Genomic DNA, 19,470 nt, shown 5'->3' with positions numbered 1-19,470 from the left:
TGCCGTCCGTGCGCGGCATACCGCGCGCGGATGGAAGGCATGAAATAGGCGGATTTTCGTTTGTCTTATTTATTTCGGAGGCCGTATGGAAATTTCAGTGAAGGGCAGCGATCCGGACCCGGGCTACGCTGCGGGTCCGGTGCCGGACAGCGCCCGCATGTCGCGGCGCTCGCTCACGATGGCGTGGTGGGCGATTTGCAGCGCGATGTTCTGGCTTGTCGTCTCGGCGACGCTCGCGATCAATTTCGGCACGGCCAATACGCTGATCGGGCTTGCGTTGTCGGTCGCGACGTATAGCCTCATCAACGGCATCATCACGCGCTACGCGATCCGCAGCGGCCTTTCGGTCGCGCTGTTTTCGCGCGTGCTGTTCGGCAGCTTCGGTGCGCCGCTCGCTACGCTGATCTTCTTTGCCACGGCGATCTACTACGCACTCTTCGAAGGATCGGTGATCGCCATTGCGATCAACGCGTATTTTCCGGCCGTCTCGCTGCATATGTCCTACCTCATCGTCGTGGCATACAGCGTGTTGCTCGTTTTCGGCAGCGTGCAAAGCTGGCTCGACAAGTTCAACGGCGTGCTGCTGCCGTTCTATCTCGTCGGTCTTGTGGCGGCCGTCGTTGCGGCATGCCATTCCGGTGGCAGCACGACGGCGTGGTTGACGCTGGGCCCGGCCGGCGGGGCACCCGCGAGCGGTTGGTGGAACTGCTATACGGCCTTCATGGGCGTCTGGATCCTCATGATGTACACGTGGGACTACGCGCGCTTTGGCAAGAAGGAAGACGCGGCGTATCACGCGCGGCGCAATTTCGGATGGCCGTTCTACGCGTTCACGTTCCTCGTCAACGGCGCGGTGGGAATCTTCCTCGCTGGCACACTCGCCGCCGAGGGCGCGCTTTCCGAGGTGTCCGTCGTGCTCGCACTGCTCAAGACGATGGGCTTCGCCGGCCTGCTGTTCGTGTGGGTCACGCAGACGCGCATCAATACCGCCAACTTCTACCTCGCCTCGACCAACATGCATGCGTTCTTTCAGAGCGCCTTGAAGCTCGATCTGCCGAAGTTCTTCTGGTCGATCGTCGTGGGGGCGATCGTCTACGTGCTCATGCTCTCGAACGTGTTCAGTTTCATTCTGCAGGCGCTGGCGTGGCAGGGCATCTTCGTCGTCGCGTGGGTCGCGATCGCGCTTACGCATATCCTGTCGCCGCACTACGGCGCGATCGTTGGCGAAGAGATCGAGTACCGGCGCGAGCGCGTCGTGTCGCTCAACCCGTGCGGGCTCGCAGCATGGTTCGCTTCGGCGGCGGTCGGCATCGCATTGCTCGAGGCGGGCGGAACGCTCGCCACGTTCTCGGCCCCGGCCGCCGCTGTGAGTGCGGCGCTGATCTATCGCCTGGCGCTCTCGTTTGCCGGCAAGCGTGCGTTCGTTCGCGATGTCACGTTTTAATTCCAACAAGGAAAACACATGAAGATCTATCGGGTCGTGGCGTTGCCGCTCGCGGTGCTGGCAGGCGGCGCGCACGCGCAGAGTTCCGTCACGCTGTATGGCGTTGTGGATCTGGGCATCGACTATGCGAACAACGTCGTCAATGCGTCGAACGGGCAAGCCGTGGCGGGCAGCGGCGGCAAGCTGTTTCAGATGCAAAGCGGCGTGCCGCTCGGCAGCCGCTGGGGGCTCAAGGGCACGGAGGACCTGGGCGGCGGGTTGAGCGCGATCTTCCGTCTGGAAAGCGGCTTCGATGCCACGAATGGCGCCGCGGGCGGCGGCCTCGCATTCTCGCGCAACGCCTATGTGGGGCTGCAGTCCACGCGCTACGGCACGCTGACCTTCGGGCGCCAATGGGACGCCAACGTCGATCTGCTCGAACCGTTCACACTCAACGGCCAGTACGGCGGCTGGTACTTCGCACACCCCAACGACATGGACAACCTCGACAATGGCTTTTCCGTCGCGAACGCCATCAAGTACGTGAGCCCGACCATCGGAGGCTTCACGGCCGAGGGGCATTATTCCCTGGGCGGCCACGCGGGGCAGTTTTCCACCGACTCCACCTGGAGCGCCGCCGTGGCTTACGCGGGCGGCGCCTTCAGCGCGGGCGTCGGCTACCTGCGCGTGAACGATCCGTTGACGGCGGTGTCGGGCTACGCGTCGGGCGGCAGCTTCACGAACGCGATCTTCGGCGACGCGCTCGCACGGGCGCGCAGCCAGAACGTGCTGGCCGTGGGCGCGTCGTACGTCATCGGGTCGTTCAAGCTCTCTGCGAACTTTTCCGATACGGCATTTCGTTCTGCCAACGGTGGCGGCGACGTCACGTTCCAGAACTACGAGCTCTCCGGCATCTACAACATGACGAGCGCATTGCTGTTCGGCGCGGGCTTTACGTACACCGTGGGCCACGATCACGCGAGCGATACCACGCCGAAGTATCAGCAGGCCAACGTGATCGCGCAGTACGCTCTGTCCAAGCGCACGTCGGTCTATGCGATGGGCGTGTTCCAGAACGCGTCGGGCGATGCATCCGTGGCCCAGATCGCCGGCTTCAATCCGTCGAGCACGAGCCGTCAGGTCGCGGCGCGTCTTGGCATCACGCACTCGTTCTAAGGGAGCCGGGCGCCGTGAGCGCTTTGCAACACCGCAGCGACCGGCCTCTAACGTCGCTAGACGCCGGCGAGAAAATCGAACAGGGCGTCGTGGTCGCAGTAGCCGACGTTGAAGCGCATCCACGGCGTCACGTGTTCGTCGTGGAAGAAGAGCTGGCCGGGCGCGAGATAGATGTCCTTGTCCAGCGCCCGGCTGGACAGCGCGCGCGAGTCGTCGTGGGCCGGGTGGCGAGCCCAGGCGAACATGCCTTCGCTCGCGTCGTTGAAGAGGACCATGCCCGCTTCGACGAGCTTGCGCCGCGCGTCCTGCTGTGCGCGCGCGAGATTCTCTCGCAGCCCCTTCAGGTGCTTACGGTGCCGTCCGTCCGTGAGCATCTGATAGACGAAGCGCTCACCGACCTCGGAACTCGTAAGGCCCGTAATCATCTTGAACTGGGTCAGGTCCTCGATCAGGTCAGGGTGTGCCGCGATATAGCCGACGCGCATGGCCGGCGAAACGGTTTTCGAAAAACTGCCGACGTAGATGACGCGTTCGAGCTGATCCATGCTCGCGAGCGGACGGCGCGCAGTGCTGTCGAGTTCGGCGCAGACGTCGTCTTCGACGATGAGGAAGTCGTGCTGCGCGCAGAGCTGCAGCAGCTTGTGCGCGATGGGTGTGGAGCACGAGGCGCCCGTGGGATTGTGCAGGCGCGCGTTCGTGAACCACGCGCGCGGCGTGTGCTGCGAGAGCAGTTGCGCGAGCACCGCGATGTCGGGCCCCGAAGGCGTCCACGGCACGCCGATCACGTTGGCGCCCATTCGTTTCAGATGGGCGAACACGAGGCTGTAACCGGGACGATCGACGAACACCGTGTCGCCGGGCTTCACGAGATGCTGGATCAGAATCCCCAGCGCATGCGCGGCGCCCGTCGTCATCAGCAACTGGTCGGGCGGGCAGAAGATCTCCTGCTGGCTCAGCCAGTCGGAGATCTTCCAGCGCAACGGCAGATACCCTTTCGGCGTGCCGTAGCCGACCATCGAGCCGTTGGCGTGCAACGACATCGTGCGCATCGTGCGGCGCAACCCTTCTTCGTCCATCCAGCGTGGCGGCAGCCAGCCACAGCCCGGATTGATCGCGACGTCGTGACTCTGCCAGATGCGGTTGAGCATCCAGCGCGAATCGAAGCTGCCCGCGTTATTCTGCGCGCTGTCGTCGCAGAGGTAGGCCGCATGGCCGAAACTGCGCACAAAGAACCCGGCGTTCTGGCGTGGCACGAGCAGACCATCGGCCACGAGGCGATCGTACGCGTCGACAACGGTCGACACGCTCACGCCATGCGATTCGGCGAAATTACGGATCGATGGAATCTTCATGCCGGAGTGCAGCTTGCCGGTGTCGATCAGGATATGGAAATGGTCGACGATGCGTTGCACGAGGGGTCTCGTAGCATCGGTTGCGAGCGATAGCACGGTGCCTCTCCTGTCAAACCGGTCTGAATGCGTCCCGAAGGACTCGATTGACAGGCACTCTACAAAACGAAAATAGGGCGCGCTTGTCTCACGCCGTACAAAAGCATGGACGAGAGCGCCCTCGTGGGCGGGTTTTTATCAGACAAAGGACTCGGAACGCACTCAGTCGACGCCGGTGCTCGCATACTGGACGGGCGAGACGCCGGTTTCCTGGCGGAATACGCGGCTGAAATGGGACGGGTCGGAGAAACCGACAGAGAATGCGATCTGCGTGACGCTCTGGCGATTTTGCGCGCGCGTCGCGAGCAGGCGCTTTGCTTCGAGAATGCGTCGCCGGCGAATGGCGGAAGAGACGGTTTCCTCGCGTTCGGCGAAAATCTTCTGAAGATAGCGTTCGGAAAGTCCAAGCGTGCGGGCGATGTCGACGGGTTCGAGTGCGGGATTGGTGAACTGCTCCTCAATGGTACGCAACGCGCGCTGGCGGTGGGCGCTGCGCACGGACGTCTCGCTGGTTGCGTTGCACGTGCCCGATAGCGCCATGACGAGGAGGTCGAGCAGATGCTGCTCGGTGCGTTCGCGCAGGTCGGCCGGCAACGCGTTGGCATGTCGTCCCCAGGTCTGCGCGAATTCGAGGAAGAGCGCCACGGTCGGTTCGCTGCCGTGACACGTTAGTGCCACCTTGTCGTCGACGGCGGGCAGCCGCTGCAGCAGCGATCGGCACGGAATGCGCAAGGTGCGCACCTCGTTGCGCTGCGCCATAGCGAACGTGTAGCCTTCCGCGCCGTTCACGATCGCGAAGTCGCCCGGCTGGATCACGCTTTCGCGGCCGCGCTGCGTGAGCGTGACGGGCGTGGCCTGCGGAATCTCGACGACGTAGAAGTCGCGCGTGTCCGGACCTGCCGGCGAGGCGCGGCGCTCGGTCAGCATAGGATCGCACTTGAGCATGCACGCGCGGATGTTGCCGATATCGACGCGCTCGAGCGAGCCCGAACGAAAGCTGCTGCCGACCCTCACGTCGAGCCGAAAATAGTTCTCGTGCAGAATCTCGTACCAGTCGCGAATGCTGGCGTGGCCGGGCGCGCAGGAAGCCAGGTCCACGTTGAAGACCTGCGCAGCGCTCTGCCCGGGCAGCGCCGGGCATACGGTCTCGGACATGCGCCCCCTCTCCTTGAAGTTTACGGCTGCGCGTGAGGCGCGAGCCTGCGCAAACCGTCATGCGCTGGCACCATAACGTGCCATAAATGCGCGCGCAATCGGGCCTATCCCGGCGCAGAGGGCGCGAGCGGCGTCTTGATGAAGGCGCGCACTGCCGGGGAGAGTTCCCGCCGTCTGCTCGCCATCGCGAGGTGGACGGGAAATTCGAAATCGGTGACGGGCCTGAAACACAGGCCGGGCAGCGCGAACCTCGACATCGATTCGGGCACGACGGCCACGCCATAGCCAGCGGACGCGAGAGTGAGTACGGAAATAAAGTCCTGCACGCGATAGTCGAGGAGGGCCGAGAAGCCGCCTGCGGCGCCGAGCGCGGCCAGCACCTCGCCGAACCCTTCTTCCTCGTTGAACTGGGGCGAAATGAACGACTGGTCTTTCAGGTCGCGCGCATGGAGCTTGCGGCGCGCGGCGAGCGGATGGTGGTCGGCCATCGCGACCATGAGGTGCTCGGTATGGACGTTGGTGGCCACAATACCCGCAGGATAACGGCGGCGCGGCCGCAGGATGCCGACGTCGATCTCCCCGCTGTCGAGCGCCTCGAACTGCCGTGGCGTTTCCATCGGCACGACCTCGATGCGCACGTCCGGATGCGACTGGCGAAACGCGCGCAGCGTGTCGGACAGCACGCCGCTCGTGACGCCGGACGCGACGAAGCCGATCCGCACAATGCCGGCCAGACCGCGCGCCGCCAGACGCCCGACCTGGTCCGCACGCTCGATGTGCCGCAGCGCGGCTACCGCTTCGGCGTGGAAGAGACGCCCCGCGTCGGTGAGTGTCACCGGCTGCCGCTTGTTGCGGTTCAGCAGACGCACGCCGATCTCGCGTTCAAGGCGCTGAATCTGGGCGCTCAGTGCCGACTGCGCGATGTCGAGGCGATCGGCGGCGCGCGCGAAATGCAGTTCCTCGACGACGGCGACGAAATATCTGAGCTGGCGGGCTTCGATCATTTAATCTGATTAAGTGGTTAAAAATTCGCGATTCTGGTCTGGATGCTATCAAAGAAGCGCGCTGAAATGGAGCCTCACCTTCACGGAGAAAACCATGAACGCACCGCTTGCCAAGCCGATCTTGCCCCCTCGCGGCGCCTCTTTTAGCGTGTCGCCGCATCCGGATCATCACCGCATCATGCATGTGACGGGCGAGCGCGATGCGCTGGTCGGGTTTCTTCGCGATGCGCACGATATCGACGTGCAGAACCTCGAGTACGTCCCGTTCATGCGCTATTACCTCGCCGATCTGTTGGCCAAACGCCTTGGCGAAAACTTCGCGCAGACACTAGTGGATCTCGTGAAGGACCGTCGCCACGGCGGCTTCACGATCGGCCTGCAAGGGCTCACGGACGACCCCGCCGACTTCGTCAAATTCGGCACGGCAATAGGCCACATTCTCGGGCCCGGCAATCACGACGCCATGTCCGGCACCTATTTCGCGCGCTTCGTCGTGAAGCACACGGACGATAGCGATTCCTACCTTCGCCAGGCCTACCGCCTCTTCACGATGCACACCGACGGCACGTTCGTTAGCGAGGCTACCGACTGGCTGTTGATGATGAAGTTCGCGGAGCGCAACGCCGTGGGCGGCGAGTCGCGCTTCCTGCATCTCGATGACTGGGCAGAGCGCGATCAGTTCGTCAATCACAAGTTCGGTACGCGGCCGTTTCTCTACAAAGCGCCGGGCTCCAAGAACGTCAGCGAGAAGATTGAGCGGCCGCTGTTCTTCCAGAGCGAGTTCGGGCTGTCGATCTCGTTCATCGATCAGTTCGTGCAGCCTTCCAATCGTGAGGAAGCCGAGTTTTTGCGCGAACTCTCTGCGTCGATGGAAGCGTCCATTGGCACCACGGAAGTGGTCCTGCCTGTTGGCGACCTCGTCGTGTTGAACAACTACTTCTATCTGCATGGGCGTGCTCCGTTCAAGAAGAATGAGGCGCTGTTTCGCGAGTTGATGCGCCAGCGCGGCATGTTCTCGCAATGAAGAAGGGCGACACGGAGTCGGCAAGGGTAAGCGAATAAATGATGGAGCGAAAAATGAAAGACCGAATCGACATCGACTGCATGCGCGCGGCCCTACCGCAAGCGAAGGCGGCCGAGACCGCTTACGGAGTGAAGCGCGACGTGCCTGCGCGGCTTCGCGGAATTCTGTCGCTGGCCGACTTCGAGACGGCCGCACGCGCGGTGCTGCCGCGTCCGCTCTTTGGCTATGTGAGCGGTGCCGCTGAGGATGGCCTGTCGCTTGCCGCCAACCGCGCCGCGTTCGAGCGCATCAGGTTCCGGCCCCGTGTGCTCGTTGACGTGTCGAACCGCTCGCAGTCAACCACGCTGTTCGGGACGAGTTACGCGTCGCCGTTCGGCATTGCGCCGATTGGGATCAGTGCGATGTCCGCGTATCGCGGCGACGTCGCGCTCGCCACCGCGGCAAAGCTCGAAGGCGTGCCGGCGATCATGAGCGGTTCGTCGCTGATTCCGATGGAGGAGGTTCAGGCAGCCGCACCGGGCACGTGGTTCCAGGCATATCTGCCGGGCGACCCCTCGCGCATTGACGCGTTGATCGAGCGGATCCGCGCGGCGGGCTTCCTGACGCTCGTTCTCACCGTCGACATTCCTGTGTGGGCCAACCGTGAGAATAACGTTCGAACGGGTTTTTCGTTGCCGCTGCGGCCGTCGCTGCGGCTCGCTATCGACGGCATGGCGCGGCCGCGATGGCTCGCCGGCACGTTCCTGCGCACGCTGATCCGGCACGGCATGCCGCACTTCGAGAACTCGTTTGCGACGCGTGGCGCACCGATGCTTTCCGCCTCGGCGATTCGCGATACGACCGGGCGCGACCATCTCGCATGGTCCGACATCGCCCGCATACGGGATTGTTGGCGCGGAAACCTCGTGATCAAGGGAATCCTTCACGCCGACGACGCGAAGCACGCCGCCGCCATCGGCGCGGACGGCATCATCGTCTCGAATCATGGCGGGCGGCAGCTGGATGGCGCTGTCGAACCGCTGGCCGTATTGCCGGAGATCTGCTCGACTGTTGGCGACAAGACCGTTGTGATGATGGACAGCGGCATCCGGCGCGGCGCCGACGTGCTCAAGGCGCTCGCGCTCGGCGCGCGCTTCGTGTTCGCTGGCCGGCCGTTCATGTATGCCGCGGCCGTGGGTGGCACGACGGGTGTGAGGCATGCCATCGGCCTGCTCAGGGACGAGGTGGACCGGAACCTGGCGATGCTCGGCAAACCCTCGATCCACGACCTGAACCGCGGATCGATTTGCCCGTAATGGGCCGAATGTCAAACCGCTATTGGCCGTTATGCACTGTGACGGCCTGACGGATAAACGCGACTAACGGTCCGCCAAAGTTTTGCACCCGACAGCGCAGAGTGCACAAAGCCGGTCTTCAGGCAAAGGGGCATCTGCTGACTCTGACGTCCTGATGCCGCGCAGCGAACTGCGCCTCGTGAGCGTCTGGCACCGCGCACGCCGTGCGCCGGATTGAGTCCTCAATACTCGTTACGAACCCTGCCATCGGCGAGTGCCGCACCGAGGATGTCAGCCACGCAGATCTAACGAATTCAACCATGGATTTTTAAACTATTCGTATTCCTATGTAATTGCGCAGAGAGTTCTATCCTGGCCTCCGAACCGGTGCATGGCTTAGGTGCGAGATCGGATAACGAAGCCAGCATGACGCACATGCCCTGAACCGGATACCCAGGCCTTCGTACACGGCTTTGCCTCGGGCGCCGCATTGTCGGCGAGCAGTTCGACGGCAAAGGTCGAGTAGCCAACCGGGATCACATCAACTTGCACCATACGAGCGACACCAAGGTCCACCTGAGTCTGTGAGAAACCACGCGGAGGCGTAGATGACCGCGTCCGACGTATAGCCGTCCGCGTAGTGCAGCGATGGCTGGAAAAGCCAAACAGACACCTGAACGACCCGTGGGTCGGCCCAGGCATTAACGGTTGTTCGCTCGATGACTTTGTGCGTTGGCAGCACAGCAGCCAGTTCAGGGATCATGGGGTCCCACATGCTCTCCGCGGTGGTGGTCACCACGACAGGAATGCCGAGGGCGAGCGCCGCCTTGGTGAGGCCGACCACGTTGTGTTTCAGTCCAAGCGTGGCGATGTCTCGCACCCCGGTGTCGAGCCCTTCTTGATGGTCGACGTGAAACAAAGCTGCGTTGTGACTGGCAAGCCTCTCGTCTGCCACATCGGTCCGTGACGACTACATTTACCCTTTGGCAAAGGCCTGCTTCAAGTCGAAGACGAGACCAGCAAACGGGATTCCCAGTGCGGCGTAGACGGCTTGCGCTTCGGGGGCGGCATTGTCGGCAAGTATCTCGACGGCGACATTGGAGTAGCCGACCGGTATCACGCCCGCTTGCTGCATGCGTAGCACGCCCATATCGACTTGCGTCTGGCTGAAACCACCGGATGCGTCGATGACCGCGTAACTTGCATATCCGTCCGCGATTGCCGAGATAGCCGGAAACGCTAGACAGACGTCCGTGGAGATGCCGGTGATGATGAGCTTCTTGCGGCCGGTGGCTTTGATCGCTTCGACCACGCGGCGGTCGTCCCAGGCGTTCACCGTGGTCCGTTCAATATGCCGAATGCCCGGAAGCGCCTCGGCCAGTTCGGGGATCAGCGGCCCCCACATCTTTTCCGTTGTGGTGGTGACGATCACAGGTACCTTCAGCGCAAGGGCCGCCTTCGCGAGTCCGACGACATTGTGCTTGAGCTGCAGGGTCTCGATGTCGCGCACGCCGGTGTAGAGGCCCACCTGGTGATCGACGAGAAGAAGGACCGCGTTATCGCGGGTCAGGCGTTCGAGGACGTGTGACGAAGTCGAGTTCATGATCTTGTTTCCACTGGAAGGGTTGGTTGCGGCTGCGGCTTGTGTTGCGCCGAAGAGGCTCGTGCCCGCGGCGAGCACGGTGGCTGCGACTGCGGCGTTCGACTGGTTCAGGAATTGGCGTCGGTCCATGATGGGCTCGGTGCCCGTCCACGCGGTCGGTCGATCAACGTCTCGGGCTTGAATGGACTATAGCTATGGGACAAACGCCGAACAATCCAGGAAAAATGGACTTATCATCCCACCCATGAGACTTTCGGCCAAAAAAAAGGGGGGATGATGCTCGATCTGAACGATGTCTACTACTTTGTGCAGGTCGTCGAACACAAGGGCATCACCGCGGCGGCCCATGCGCTCGATGTGCCCAAGTCGAGTTTGAGCCGCCGCATCCTCGCGCTCGAGGCCACGCTCGATGCCAGGCTGATCCAGCGGACTTCGCGGCGCTTCGTCGTGACGGAAGTTGGCGAGGCGTTTTACAAGCACGCGGTCGCCATGCTGGTGGAAGCCGAAGCCGCCGAGAGTATCGTGCGCCAACGCACGGCAGAACCGAGCGGGACCATCCGCATGACGTGCTCAGTCGCCTTTGCGCAGTTGGCGCTGGCCGAGTTGATTCCGAAGTTCATGGCCGAGTATCCGCGTGTGCGTATCGTCCAGCACGCTACCAACCGGCACGTTGATCCGCTTCAGGAGGGCTTCGATTTGTGTCTTCGCGCGCATTCCACGCCGCTGCCGGATTCCACGCTCGTCCAGCGGCATCTGGCGACGACGCCCTGGCACTTGTTTGCCGGGTCAGCGTATTTGAAGCGCAAGGGCGTGCCCAAGTCGCCTGCCGACCTTGCGGATCACGACGGCGTCGCGCTTGGCGGCGGTCACGACACTCACGCGTGGCGACTGCACGACACGCCGGGTGCTGAACGGGCGGAAGTGATTCCCTTCGAGCCGAAGCTGCTGAGCGACGACATGGCCACGCTGAAAGTAGCGGCTTGCCAGAGTGTCGGCATTGTGGCGTTGCCGGGCTACGTGGGGCAGTCTGAGGTGAGGACGGGGCAACTCCTGCGTGTCCTGCCTCAATGGACGGCGGGCGTGGCGACAATCAGCCTGCTCATCCCGTCTCGGAGGGGCCTGCTTCCCTCCGTGCGGGCGTTCGTCGACTTCCTGGTGGAACGCGTTCCCATTGCTGTGCAGTGCTGAGGAAGATCCACCGGCATGCGGGTTCAGCTCAGACGTGGACACCACGCCTGTGACTGACAGTGCGAAGACCGAGTTGAGGACGATTGCGACGGTCGCGATATAAATAGCGGCGACGAAGAGGTCTGAGAAAAGTCTAGCTCTGCGCGAACGTTTGGCTCGATGATGCGCGAACCGGACAACGGCGACAACAATCCGCGAACCCAGCAGCCACCATGCACCACCTATTGCACGCAAACCACAAGGCGCTACTTTCGGCAGGAGCGTGCAAGGGCGGAAACACGGGAAAGAAAATGCCTTGTTTGTGAAAGTAGAAGCTGATGGAGAAAAAATCCAGGTCGAACGTGATCCGGACTTTGTCAGAGAATTGCCGGAACCCGAGCACTCCCACGAGAGTGATCGCGACCAGTATGGCGGCGGATAGAAGCGCCAGATTCACGTTGTTCTCTTTCTGTGCGATTCAGGCAGGGCGACGGGCGGCACTCGCGTTCACGGGCGCTGTGTACCTTGCCGTGCGTGTTTCCGGCGCTCGAATGTCCTCGCCAAATAATACTTTACGATCGGAAAAATATAGACTAGAGTAAAACTGCACGACCGATAAGGATAATGAATGCAGCTATCGCTGTCAGAGTCGTCGTTGCCGGCGTAAAGCACAACCAGACTTGCGGAGCAGGTCCTATCGGCGAAGTCACGCAGCATCGGTGATCGCTGGCTGTCGTAGTGTTTTTCAGTTCATGTGCACGAACGGAGACGGATCAAATGAGCTCACACGTGACGGTTCCCGCACAAGAGCGGGTGAAGTTCCTTGAGGGATCGCTTCGTTCGCTGGTCGACAAGTGGCTGTGGCAGGCTCAGGATCAGGCTGCGTCTGTTCGTGTGACCCACTTCAGTCGAACGGCCGCCGGTAGAACTCGATTCGTGTGTGTTGAGATAGCGCGAGAAGAAAGGGCGCTTTCGTTCTTGTTCTTCAGGCACCCCAACGGAACATGGCAAGTTTTCCCGCCGGCGAGTCAGCGTCCGATGATGCGATGCAATTGAAAATTCGTGGGGAACTGCCCGCTCCGGCCGCGGCCGATCTTGCCTGCGCCCTCCTGCTTGCAGGCGCAGACCGTCCTGGTTGTACCCAGTTTCTATAGTCGGGCCACCCTCTACGTTGACGCGACGGGCCCGATTTCCTGCACATGTGTCTGCTCGTTTGAGGGCGCCAAAGTCGGGGCGTCTAGAGCAGTGCGTGACCCTATGACGCTCAAGCGCGCGATCCGCACTACCTTGTTGATCGCGCGTTCGCGCTAGACACGGCGAGGCATGCCACACGGCTCCAGGAACTGCGAACCTGAAGTGAATTCCCGGTTACCGACCAAGCAACCGAGCGGCGTTCTCACCGTACACCTTGTTCATCTCAACACCGGGAATCTCGATGTTGTCGAGTGCCGTACCGAACTGCCGGATCGCGGCGGTCGGCGCAAACGGAAAGTCCGTTCCGAACAGGATGTGATCTGGTGTCGTCACTTGCGCAAGTGCGCTCAGCGGCGCTGCTCCGCCGGAAAGAGCCGTGTCGAAATAGAGGGAGCGGACCGCCTCGAGCGGGTCACCCACACGCTCGATTGCTCCTGGCATCATCGAAATAGACAGCGCAAGGCGCGGAACGAGGAACGGCAACGTCCCCCCGGCGTGTGACAGAATGAACTTCACGTTCTTGAAGCGGCTCACTGCACCCGAGATGATGAGGCTCGCGGCGGTACGTGTCGTTTCGAACGGATACTCGAGCACAGATGCAGGCGCGACGCGCGGTATGTCGTGGGGCGGCTGATTCGGGTGAACAAAGACTACCGCGCCGCGCCGATCCAGCTCCTCCAGCAATGGAGTGAAATGCGGATCGCCCAGATACATGCCATCGTAGTTCGTGAAGAGAATGAATCCGTCGACTTTCAACTCATCGACGCTATAACGCACTTCTTTCAGGGCTGCATCGATATCCGGTAAAGGCAAGCTTGCAAAGGAACCGAAGCGCCCTGGATGGCGTTCCCGGAGATCCGCCGCATAGTCATTGCATTTGCGCAGAAGAGTCGCGGCGTCCGGAATCTTCGGTCCGGACGAGATGGAGAGAATGCCTTCGTCGATGCCGTTTTCGTCCATCATGGCTAAGGCCGCTTCGACGGACCACTTAGGGGCGACGCCATTTGGCATTGCAGCGTTCAGTATGTCGAGCCCTACTGCGTCGATGTACATCTTCGGAAGGAAATGCTGGTGGGTGTCTATCTTGCGCGTCGACATGACTGTTGTCTCCTGGTTTGGCCTTCCTGACTGGCATGAGGGCAGGTCACGCTAACCCGCCTCCGGTTCAGCTGCACTATACACTAAATTTTACGAATGAAAAGTATAGTGATATCACCATCAGATTCATGGTGCCAGCAGGGGAACACGCCTTCGCAATCCGCTTCATTCAGACGATAGACGAGCAGGCTATCTCACCAGATTCAGACTAGACGTCCGAATCCCCTCGAGCAACGGGTTGCGCTCTGCGTCGGCGCGTTTATCGCGTCGTCAATTGTGTTCGGACTGCTGATCTTCTGTTGCGCACGAGACGAACCTCTTTGCCGAGCCGGTCACACCGACGAGTTGGAATCCTGCACAGATCCACTGGAAGCGAACCCCGATTGGGGAGTCGTGCATTAGGGGATAGTCCCAGTCGCACAATGCTGTACGACTGGTAAAGTTAAAAAACGGTTCGATTCACCAACCACGCTGCTCGGATGAAATCAATTCAAAACGTCAGAGGAGACTGAAAATGAAGGAACTATCGTGCGTCGTCGCTTTGCTCTGTGCATCGTCGGCATCCGCGTACGCGCAGAGCAGCGTGACGTTGTATGGGATCGTGGATGAAGGTATCACCTACGTCAGCAATCAAAATGGGCATTCGAATTGGGCGTTGCAGAGTGGCGGCGCTTCGGTGTCGCGATGGGGACTGCGAGGGGTAGAGGATCTGGGCGGAGGCCTGCAAACTGTCTTTGTGCTGGAGAATGGTTTTGATCCATCCACCGGCAAGATCGGTAACAATGGCGCTCTCTTCGGTCGATCTGCCTACGTTGGCATTGCAAGCCCATATGGAACGGTGACGCTTGGGCGTCAATACGACGAGATGGCCAACCTGCTGTCGAAAATCAGTGCGGGTCTGAACTGGTCGACCTACTTCGCTCATCTCAACGACGTTGACAATACCTCCGGCATTAACCGTATTAACAATGCCGTTAAATACGCCAGTCCGCTCCTTTACGGATTCACGTTCGAAGGACTGTATAGCTTCGGTGGGGTAGCGGGACAGTTCGCTACGAACAGTGTGAAGTCGTTCGGTCTGAGTTACTCAGGTGGCCCGCTCTATGCCGCTGCCGCCTATACATATATTAAGAATCCATATGCATCCGTGTTCGGCGGAGTTGCCCCGAACGCGGTCGCTTTCGCGACGTACGTGCCCAATGCCGAAAGCCAGGAAATCTGGGGCGCGGGCGCACGATACAGTTTCGGGAAAGCGACGCTCGGACTTCAGTACACCTCTACGCGGTTTGGGAAGGCTTTCGAGGGCGGTCAAGTTCGCTTCGACAACTATGAAGCAAATCTGGGCTACCAGATTCGCCCGGATGTGCTTGCTGGTGTCGTCTACATATACACACACGGATCGCTTGCCGCGACGGGACAGTCTCCAATCTATCGCGCGACAGGGCTCTTTGCAGATTACTACCTCTCGAAACGGACAGACATCTATGCGGTCGCCGAGTTGCAGAAAGCCGGCGGATCGGCTACGCAAGTACAGATCACAAACATTGCGGGTCCGTCGAGCGGACGCTCGCAAGGCATTGTGCACATCGGATTGCGTCACAAGTTCTAGCGGGAGCGCCGGTTATACGCATATGACGCGCATCATATAATCAGGTATCCACATTATATGTGATGGTCGCGCGTGAAATGCACGCGCGAATCTTGAGTGTTCTAACAGCGATCTAGGCGGCGGTCTTCGAACGCCCCGCCATGCGCGGCGGCTTTTCGATTTGATTCGACCGCGGTTCGGCCTTTGCTGACCGGCTTGGGCGTTTCTGCTTTTGGAAGATGATCTCCTCAACCGTTTGCCAGTACGTTTCGACCACGTTGGGATCCGACGGCGAAATATTGGCCGTCGCCTGCATCTCTGGGCCGAAACCTGAAAGGGTGGACGTCAGACTGATCAACAAATAGTGGAAGATGATGGGTTCGCATTGGGGCAATGCACCTTCTTCCTGTGCGGCGTGAATCTGTGGCAGCACCCAGTTGATAAGCGGCTTGAGCACCGTGTCAGCGAGCCATTGCAGCCTTGGGCTATAGCACAGGAATTCCTGGAGCATGAAGCGGTGGAACTCGGGATAGTCGACCGTAAATTTGAACAGGGCCTTGTACATCCCCTTGACATGATCTACCGCGCTCAGAGCGGGTGTCTCCGCAAGATAGGCGTCCCACTCGGAGCGGATACGTTCGAAGACGTACTCGGCTACCGCCTGCCATAGAACATCTTTCGAGCGGTAATGATATGTGATGAGCGGGTGTTGCAATCCGACCCGGTCCGCAATATTGCGTATGCTCGCCGCCTCAAAGCCTTTCGCCGCGAATTCCGAAAGCGCAGCATTCAAGATAATGCCCCGCGTTTCCTGCGAACGCTGCTGCTCCGCGCGCCGGAGTTCAGTTGGGCGTCCTTTTCTGGGGGCGGTCTTGCTGGAAACGGTACGTTGCACCATATGGCTTCTCGAATAGGATTTTCGTTGACCGAGCGCACTCTCGCATTGGCTCGACAAGACGGTCGCGTTCGATGTCGCTTTCGGCTACCCGTCTTCAAGGCCTGTACGGCGAGCGCGGCCGTCAAAACTGTACGAAAGTATAATACATTGGATTACGCGCGCTGCCATGGGCGGGCGCCAATCTGCATGCAGCCAGAGCAATGCCAGCCGGCGCGTCCTCCGCGCGCTTGCCTGGGTCGGTTCATCCAGCACATGACTGGAGTACAGGCTGCACAGGGCGATGAACAGCTACGTTTTTAAACTTAACAAAAGTAAAATATAGTAGTCTGGCAGCTATGCTGAGGATCGCCGACTGGCACGTTGAGTCAGATGCTTAGCTAAGTCAATACTGAATTCGAAGTCGCCACGGCCCGCATGCGCGTGGTGGGACACGCCCTTGAGCAGATTCAGTCTCCCGCCGGACAACCTTCAAAGCAGGCATCACCCAATGCGGAACAACATTTCCCTGACCTCCCATGAAGACCTCGCTGTCATCACGTTGGGAAACGAGGCGCAGGCAAACACTATCGATCTCGAGTTCTGTGGCGGCCTCCTACGTGCGCTGGGCGACATCGAGGCGCACGGGAAGTATCGCGCCGTTATATTGCGAGCCACAGGTCGAATATTCTCGGCCGGCGGGAATCTCGTTCAGATCCTCGAGGGGCTGCAAAGATCCGACGGCTCTCTCGAAGCCATCATCAGTGCGCTCAACGACTTGATCCTTAAGTTGCGACGACTACCCGTACCAGTGATCGCCAGCGTCCAGGGGGCTGCCGCAGGGGCAGGGTTCTCGCTGGCCATGGCGTGCGACCTGGTTGTCGCCTCGCGGGCGGCGCGGTTTGTCGTGGGGTACGGCAAACTGGGGACCTCGACCGACGGAGGGCTTTCCTTCCATCTGGCGCGGCGACTGGGCTCGGCTCGAGCCCTCGAAATATTGCTGGCGAGGGATTCGTTGAGTGCGGAGCAGGCGAGGTCGTTGGGGCTTGTGCAGGCTGTTGTGGAACCCGCTGCGCTGGAAGAAGCTGCGCTTGCCATGGCGCGGAGCGTAATGAGTGTGCCGCCCGCCGCCGTCAGGGAGATGAAAGGGCTCGTTGGCGGAGCGTCGGAGACCGGGCTGGAACAGCATCTCGAGGACGAGAAAAGGGCGTTCTTAAGATGTGCCTCGACAGAGGCCTTCCATCAACGAGTCGCCGGGTTCGTTGAGCGTTCGAAGTCAAAGAACTCGCCGAACTGAGGGCTGCGCGTTCCTTGGCAGAGCGGGCTCCCCTTGGGCGCTGCACGAGACACGGCGGGTCTACAGCAGCGGTCGCGACCGTTTCACCTGGTGTCAGGAACAAGCGTTCCATTTTCATGACTTGTCGATCAAGCCCTAAATGGCGCGGTACTTTTGCAAGACCGGGCCTTTAGGGATAGTCCCAGTTCCACAATCCTGTACGATCGGAAAGCTTTTGACTAGAATAAAGCTTCACGATTGGAAAGTATACGGCTTGCCGCTAACGCGTTTGGTACGAAATTCAGAGCGGAAGCCAACTGAAGTGGATTCCAGGTGAAACCCGCCACGTACGCTTCAAGGACAGCTAATGGAACGCAGAGACTCCGTTCGTCGCGACATACGCGAATTCCTCAATGGCCTTCCAATTGGGAGGAAGCAGTGGATAGTGTTTCTCCTTTGTTTCGCGGCAACGACGACCGAGGGATTCGATACGATCGTCATGGCGTTCATTGCGCCTGCCGTCAGTCATGACTGGCATCTCCCTCCGGCGGCAGTGGCGCCATTGACCGCGATGGGGCTGCTCGGGTTGTTGGTCGGGTCAATCGTGGGCGGGGGGCTCGCCGATCGGGTGGGCCGCAGGGCAGTGGTCATCGCGGCAATTGCCTGGTTTGGCATTGCGGCGATCGCATCGAGCGGCGCGCAATCGACCGTGCAACTCGTTTTGATGCGGTTTATCACCGGCTTGGGCATTGGCGCTGCGATGCCCGCAACGTCAGCGTTTGCCGCTGAATATAGCCCCGATCGTTCGCGCGCCGCGACGCTTGCCAGCATCATGTGCGGAATTCTGTTTGGGTCTGCTGCAGCCGGTTTCGTCACTTCATACGGAATTGGCGTCTTGGGTTGGCGGGGTATGCTGGCATTGAGTGGTGTTCTGCCACTCTGTGTCGCGGGGCTATTTTTCTGGCAAGTCCCTGAGTCGCCGCTCTACCTCGTAGCAAAGCGCACGTCGAACGAAGCGGTCCAGCGAGTCGTGGCCAACATTTTCCCGGCAGTCGATTGTTCCGGCCTGCAATTCACCATTGGCGCATTGCGTGATTCGAAGAAGGGAAGCCTGGCGCTCGTAGGACGGGATTATCGACTCGGCACGGTGCTAACCTGGATCACGGAGTTTGCCGGGTATCTGGTCTTCTTTCTTGTTGGATACTGGCTGCCGACGCATTTGAAGCAGGCTGGCCTGTCAATGCATGATGCCTCACAAGTCTCATCGATGTTCCAGTTCGGCGCGCTTGCCGGCGCTGTACTCTTTGCCGTCCTCGTGCGCCGCTTCAACGTAGCCTCGGTTATATGCGGTTCGTTTGCTGTCGGAGCGTCACTTGTCGTCCTGCTCGGCCTGTCGGAAGCAACATCGTGGCTCGGGGGCGTGGTCTTCCTCGCCGGGTTGGCCACTGGTGGCCCACTCACCTGCATCAATACCATCCCGGCCATCTTCTATCCAACGGCGCTTCGCGCATCCGGCGCGGGATGGACGGTTGCAGTCGGTCGGATCGGTTCAATCATCGGGTCGTCGTTGATCGGGTTAATCGTGATCTCGGGTTACCCCTTTCTCGTCGTATGTGCCGTGTTGTCGTTACCGCTTGTGATAGCCAGCGTTTGCATGGCGGCCATGGCACGTGTTCTCTCCGCGCAACGATTGCTGCCAGCTGAGCGTCAGGAAGTCAACGAGCCGGCTGCAGCGCTCGACAGCGCGCTGCCTGATAGCCCTGCACATTGAGCGAAGTGAAGTCTGGCCGCCATTGATCTGGCGTGCCGGACGGCGCAACTCGTGTGACTGGAAGACGGACATAACGCGAGGTTGTGTCGGTTGTCGCACCATGTCTGGAATCCAGGTCCGGAGACAGCGCTTAAGTCGAAACACAGGATTGGTCATCGTCCGCAGTGATTTCCTCCGCAATACGCGGGCGCAGCAGCCCGCGAGTTGCTGAATACTGCAATGCTCTTCGGGGACGAACCTGACCGGCAAGGCAGCGTCATTTTCTTTCGTCTCAAGCAGCCGCCCCACGATGTGCCGCACCTCGCGTAAAGATCGCGTTATTCGATGAGACTCGTCTTGCATACTTTACGACCGTGAAGTATAGTGATTTTCAGAAGTCGCATTGCCGTAGGACC

At 60.5% G+C, this 19,470-nt stretch carries 15 protein-coding genes; 8 read left to right on the top strand and 7 right to left on the bottom strand.

All coding sequences use genetic code 11. The features are described 5' to 3' along the window. The first annotated feature begins 85 nt into the window (after positions 1-85). Together L0U83_RS39055 and L0U83_RS39050 are read left to right on the top strand one after the other, a co-directional pair. Positions 86-1,444 (top strand): purine-cytosine permease family protein, encoded by a 1,359-nt coding sequence (locus L0U83_RS39055; RefSeq protein ID WP_233889923.1) that lies wholly within the window; start codon positions 86-88, stop codon positions 1,442-1,444. Positions 1,445-1,462: 18 nt separating this feature from the next. Further along, the gene (locus L0U83_RS39050; protein WP_233889922.1) at positions 1,463-2,599 is read left to right on the top strand and encodes a porin; all 1,137 of its coding nucleotides are present in this window, start codon (positions 1,463-1,465) and stop codon (positions 2,597-2,599) included. 56 nt (positions 2,600-2,655) lie between these two features. Here L0U83_RS39050 and L0U83_RS39045 read toward each other — a convergent pair whose 3' ends face one another. From L0U83_RS39045 to L0U83_RS39035, 3 genes are all read right to left on the bottom strand, one after another. Beyond that, positions 2,656-4,011: an aminotransferase-like domain-containing protein gene (locus L0U83_RS39045; protein WP_233889921.1), complete on the bottom strand. Its 1,356-nt coding sequence runs from the start codon at positions 4,009-4,011 to the stop codon at positions 2,656-2,658. A gap of 198 nt (positions 4,012-4,209) precedes the next feature. After that, complete coding sequence (locus tag L0U83_RS39040; protein ID WP_233889920.1) at positions 4,210-5,202, bottom strand: AraC family transcriptional regulator; 993 nt, start codon at positions 5,200-5,202, stop codon at positions 4,210-4,212. Positions 5,203-5,306: 104 nt separating this feature from the next. Further along, a complete protein-coding gene (locus L0U83_RS39035; RefSeq protein ID WP_233889919.1) occupies positions 5,307-6,206 on the bottom strand; it encodes a LysR family transcriptional regulator in 900 nt (299 codons plus the stop codon). A 94-nt stretch (positions 6,207-6,300) separates the two neighbouring features. Here L0U83_RS39035 and glaH point away from each other — a divergent pair, with 94 nt between their 5' ends. Then, positions 6,301-7,230 (top strand): glutarate dioxygenase GlaH, encoded by a 930-nt coding sequence (gene glaH, locus L0U83_RS39030; protein WP_233889918.1) that lies wholly within the window; start codon positions 6,301-6,303, stop codon positions 7,228-7,230. 53 nt (positions 7,231-7,283) lie between these two features. After that, complete coding sequence (locus L0U83_RS39025) at positions 7,284-8,525, top strand: alpha-hydroxy acid oxidase (RefSeq protein ID WP_373321196.1); 1,242 nt, start codon at positions 7,284-7,286, stop codon at positions 8,523-8,525. A gap of 520 nt (positions 8,526-9,045) precedes the next feature. Here L0U83_RS39025 and L0U83_RS39020 read toward each other — a convergent pair. Both L0U83_RS39020 and L0U83_RS39015 read right to left on the bottom strand, forming a co-directional pair. Then, complete coding sequence (locus tag L0U83_RS39020) at positions 9,046-9,459, bottom strand: cysteine hydrolase family protein (RefSeq protein ID WP_233889917.1); 414 nt, start codon at positions 9,457-9,459, stop codon at positions 9,046-9,048. Between the two features lie 21 nt (positions 9,460-9,480). Continuing rightward, on the bottom strand, positions 9,481-10,107 hold the full coding sequence (locus L0U83_RS39015; RefSeq protein WP_233889916.1) for an isochorismatase family protein: 627 nt from the start codon (positions 10,105-10,107) through the stop codon (positions 9,481-9,483). 273 nt (positions 10,108-10,380) lie between these two features. Between L0U83_RS39015 and L0U83_RS39010 the strand changes: the two genes are divergently transcribed. Next, positions 10,381-11,295, top strand: coding sequence for a LysR substrate-binding domain-containing protein (locus tag L0U83_RS39010; protein WP_308445125.1), 915 nt, complete (start codon positions 10,381-10,383; stop codon positions 11,293-11,295). Between the two features lie 1,347 nt (positions 11,296-12,642). Here the strand turns inward: L0U83_RS39010 and L0U83_RS39005 are convergent. Then, positions 12,643-13,566 carry an amidohydrolase family protein gene (locus L0U83_RS39005; RefSeq protein WP_233889915.1) on the bottom strand — a complete coding sequence of 308 codons (924 nt, stop codon included), beginning with the start codon at positions 13,564-13,566 and terminating at the stop codon, positions 12,643-12,645. A gap of 514 nt (positions 13,567-14,080) precedes the next feature. Here L0U83_RS39005 and L0U83_RS39000 point away from each other — a divergent pair. Beyond that, complete coding sequence (locus L0U83_RS39000) at positions 14,081-15,175, top strand: porin (protein ID WP_233889914.1); 1,095 nt, start codon at positions 14,081-14,083, stop codon at positions 15,173-15,175. A 112-nt stretch (positions 15,176-15,287) separates the two neighbouring features. Here L0U83_RS39000 and L0U83_RS38995 read toward each other — a convergent pair whose 3' ends face one another. Beyond that, positions 15,288-16,052, bottom strand: coding sequence for a TetR/AcrR family transcriptional regulator (locus L0U83_RS38995; protein WP_233889913.1), 765 nt, complete (start codon positions 16,050-16,052; stop codon positions 15,288-15,290). 487 nt (positions 16,053-16,539) lie between these two features. On the opposite strand from L0U83_RS38995, the gene L0U83_RS38990 reads away from it, so the two are divergent. Together L0U83_RS38990 and L0U83_RS38985 are read left to right on the top strand one after the other, a co-directional pair. Next, positions 16,540-17,325: an enoyl-CoA hydratase/isomerase family protein gene (locus L0U83_RS38990; RefSeq protein WP_233889912.1), complete on the top strand. Its 786-nt coding sequence runs from the start codon at positions 16,540-16,542 to the stop codon at positions 17,323-17,325. A gap of 346 nt (positions 17,326-17,671) precedes the next feature. Next, the gene (locus tag L0U83_RS38985; RefSeq protein WP_233889911.1) at positions 17,672-19,075 is read left to right on the top strand and encodes an MFS transporter; all 1,404 of its coding nucleotides are present in this window, start codon (positions 17,672-17,674) and stop codon (positions 19,073-19,075) included. The last annotated feature ends 395 nt before the right edge of the window (positions 19,076-19,470 follow it).

Origin of the sequence: Paraburkholderia flagellata, assembly GCF_021390645.1 — a bacterium.
Classification (GTDB): Bacteria; Pseudomonadota; Gammaproteobacteria; order Burkholderiales; family Burkholderiaceae; genus Paraburkholderia; species Paraburkholderia flagellata.
This window is presented reverse-complemented; position numbering and strand designations above follow the sequence as displayed.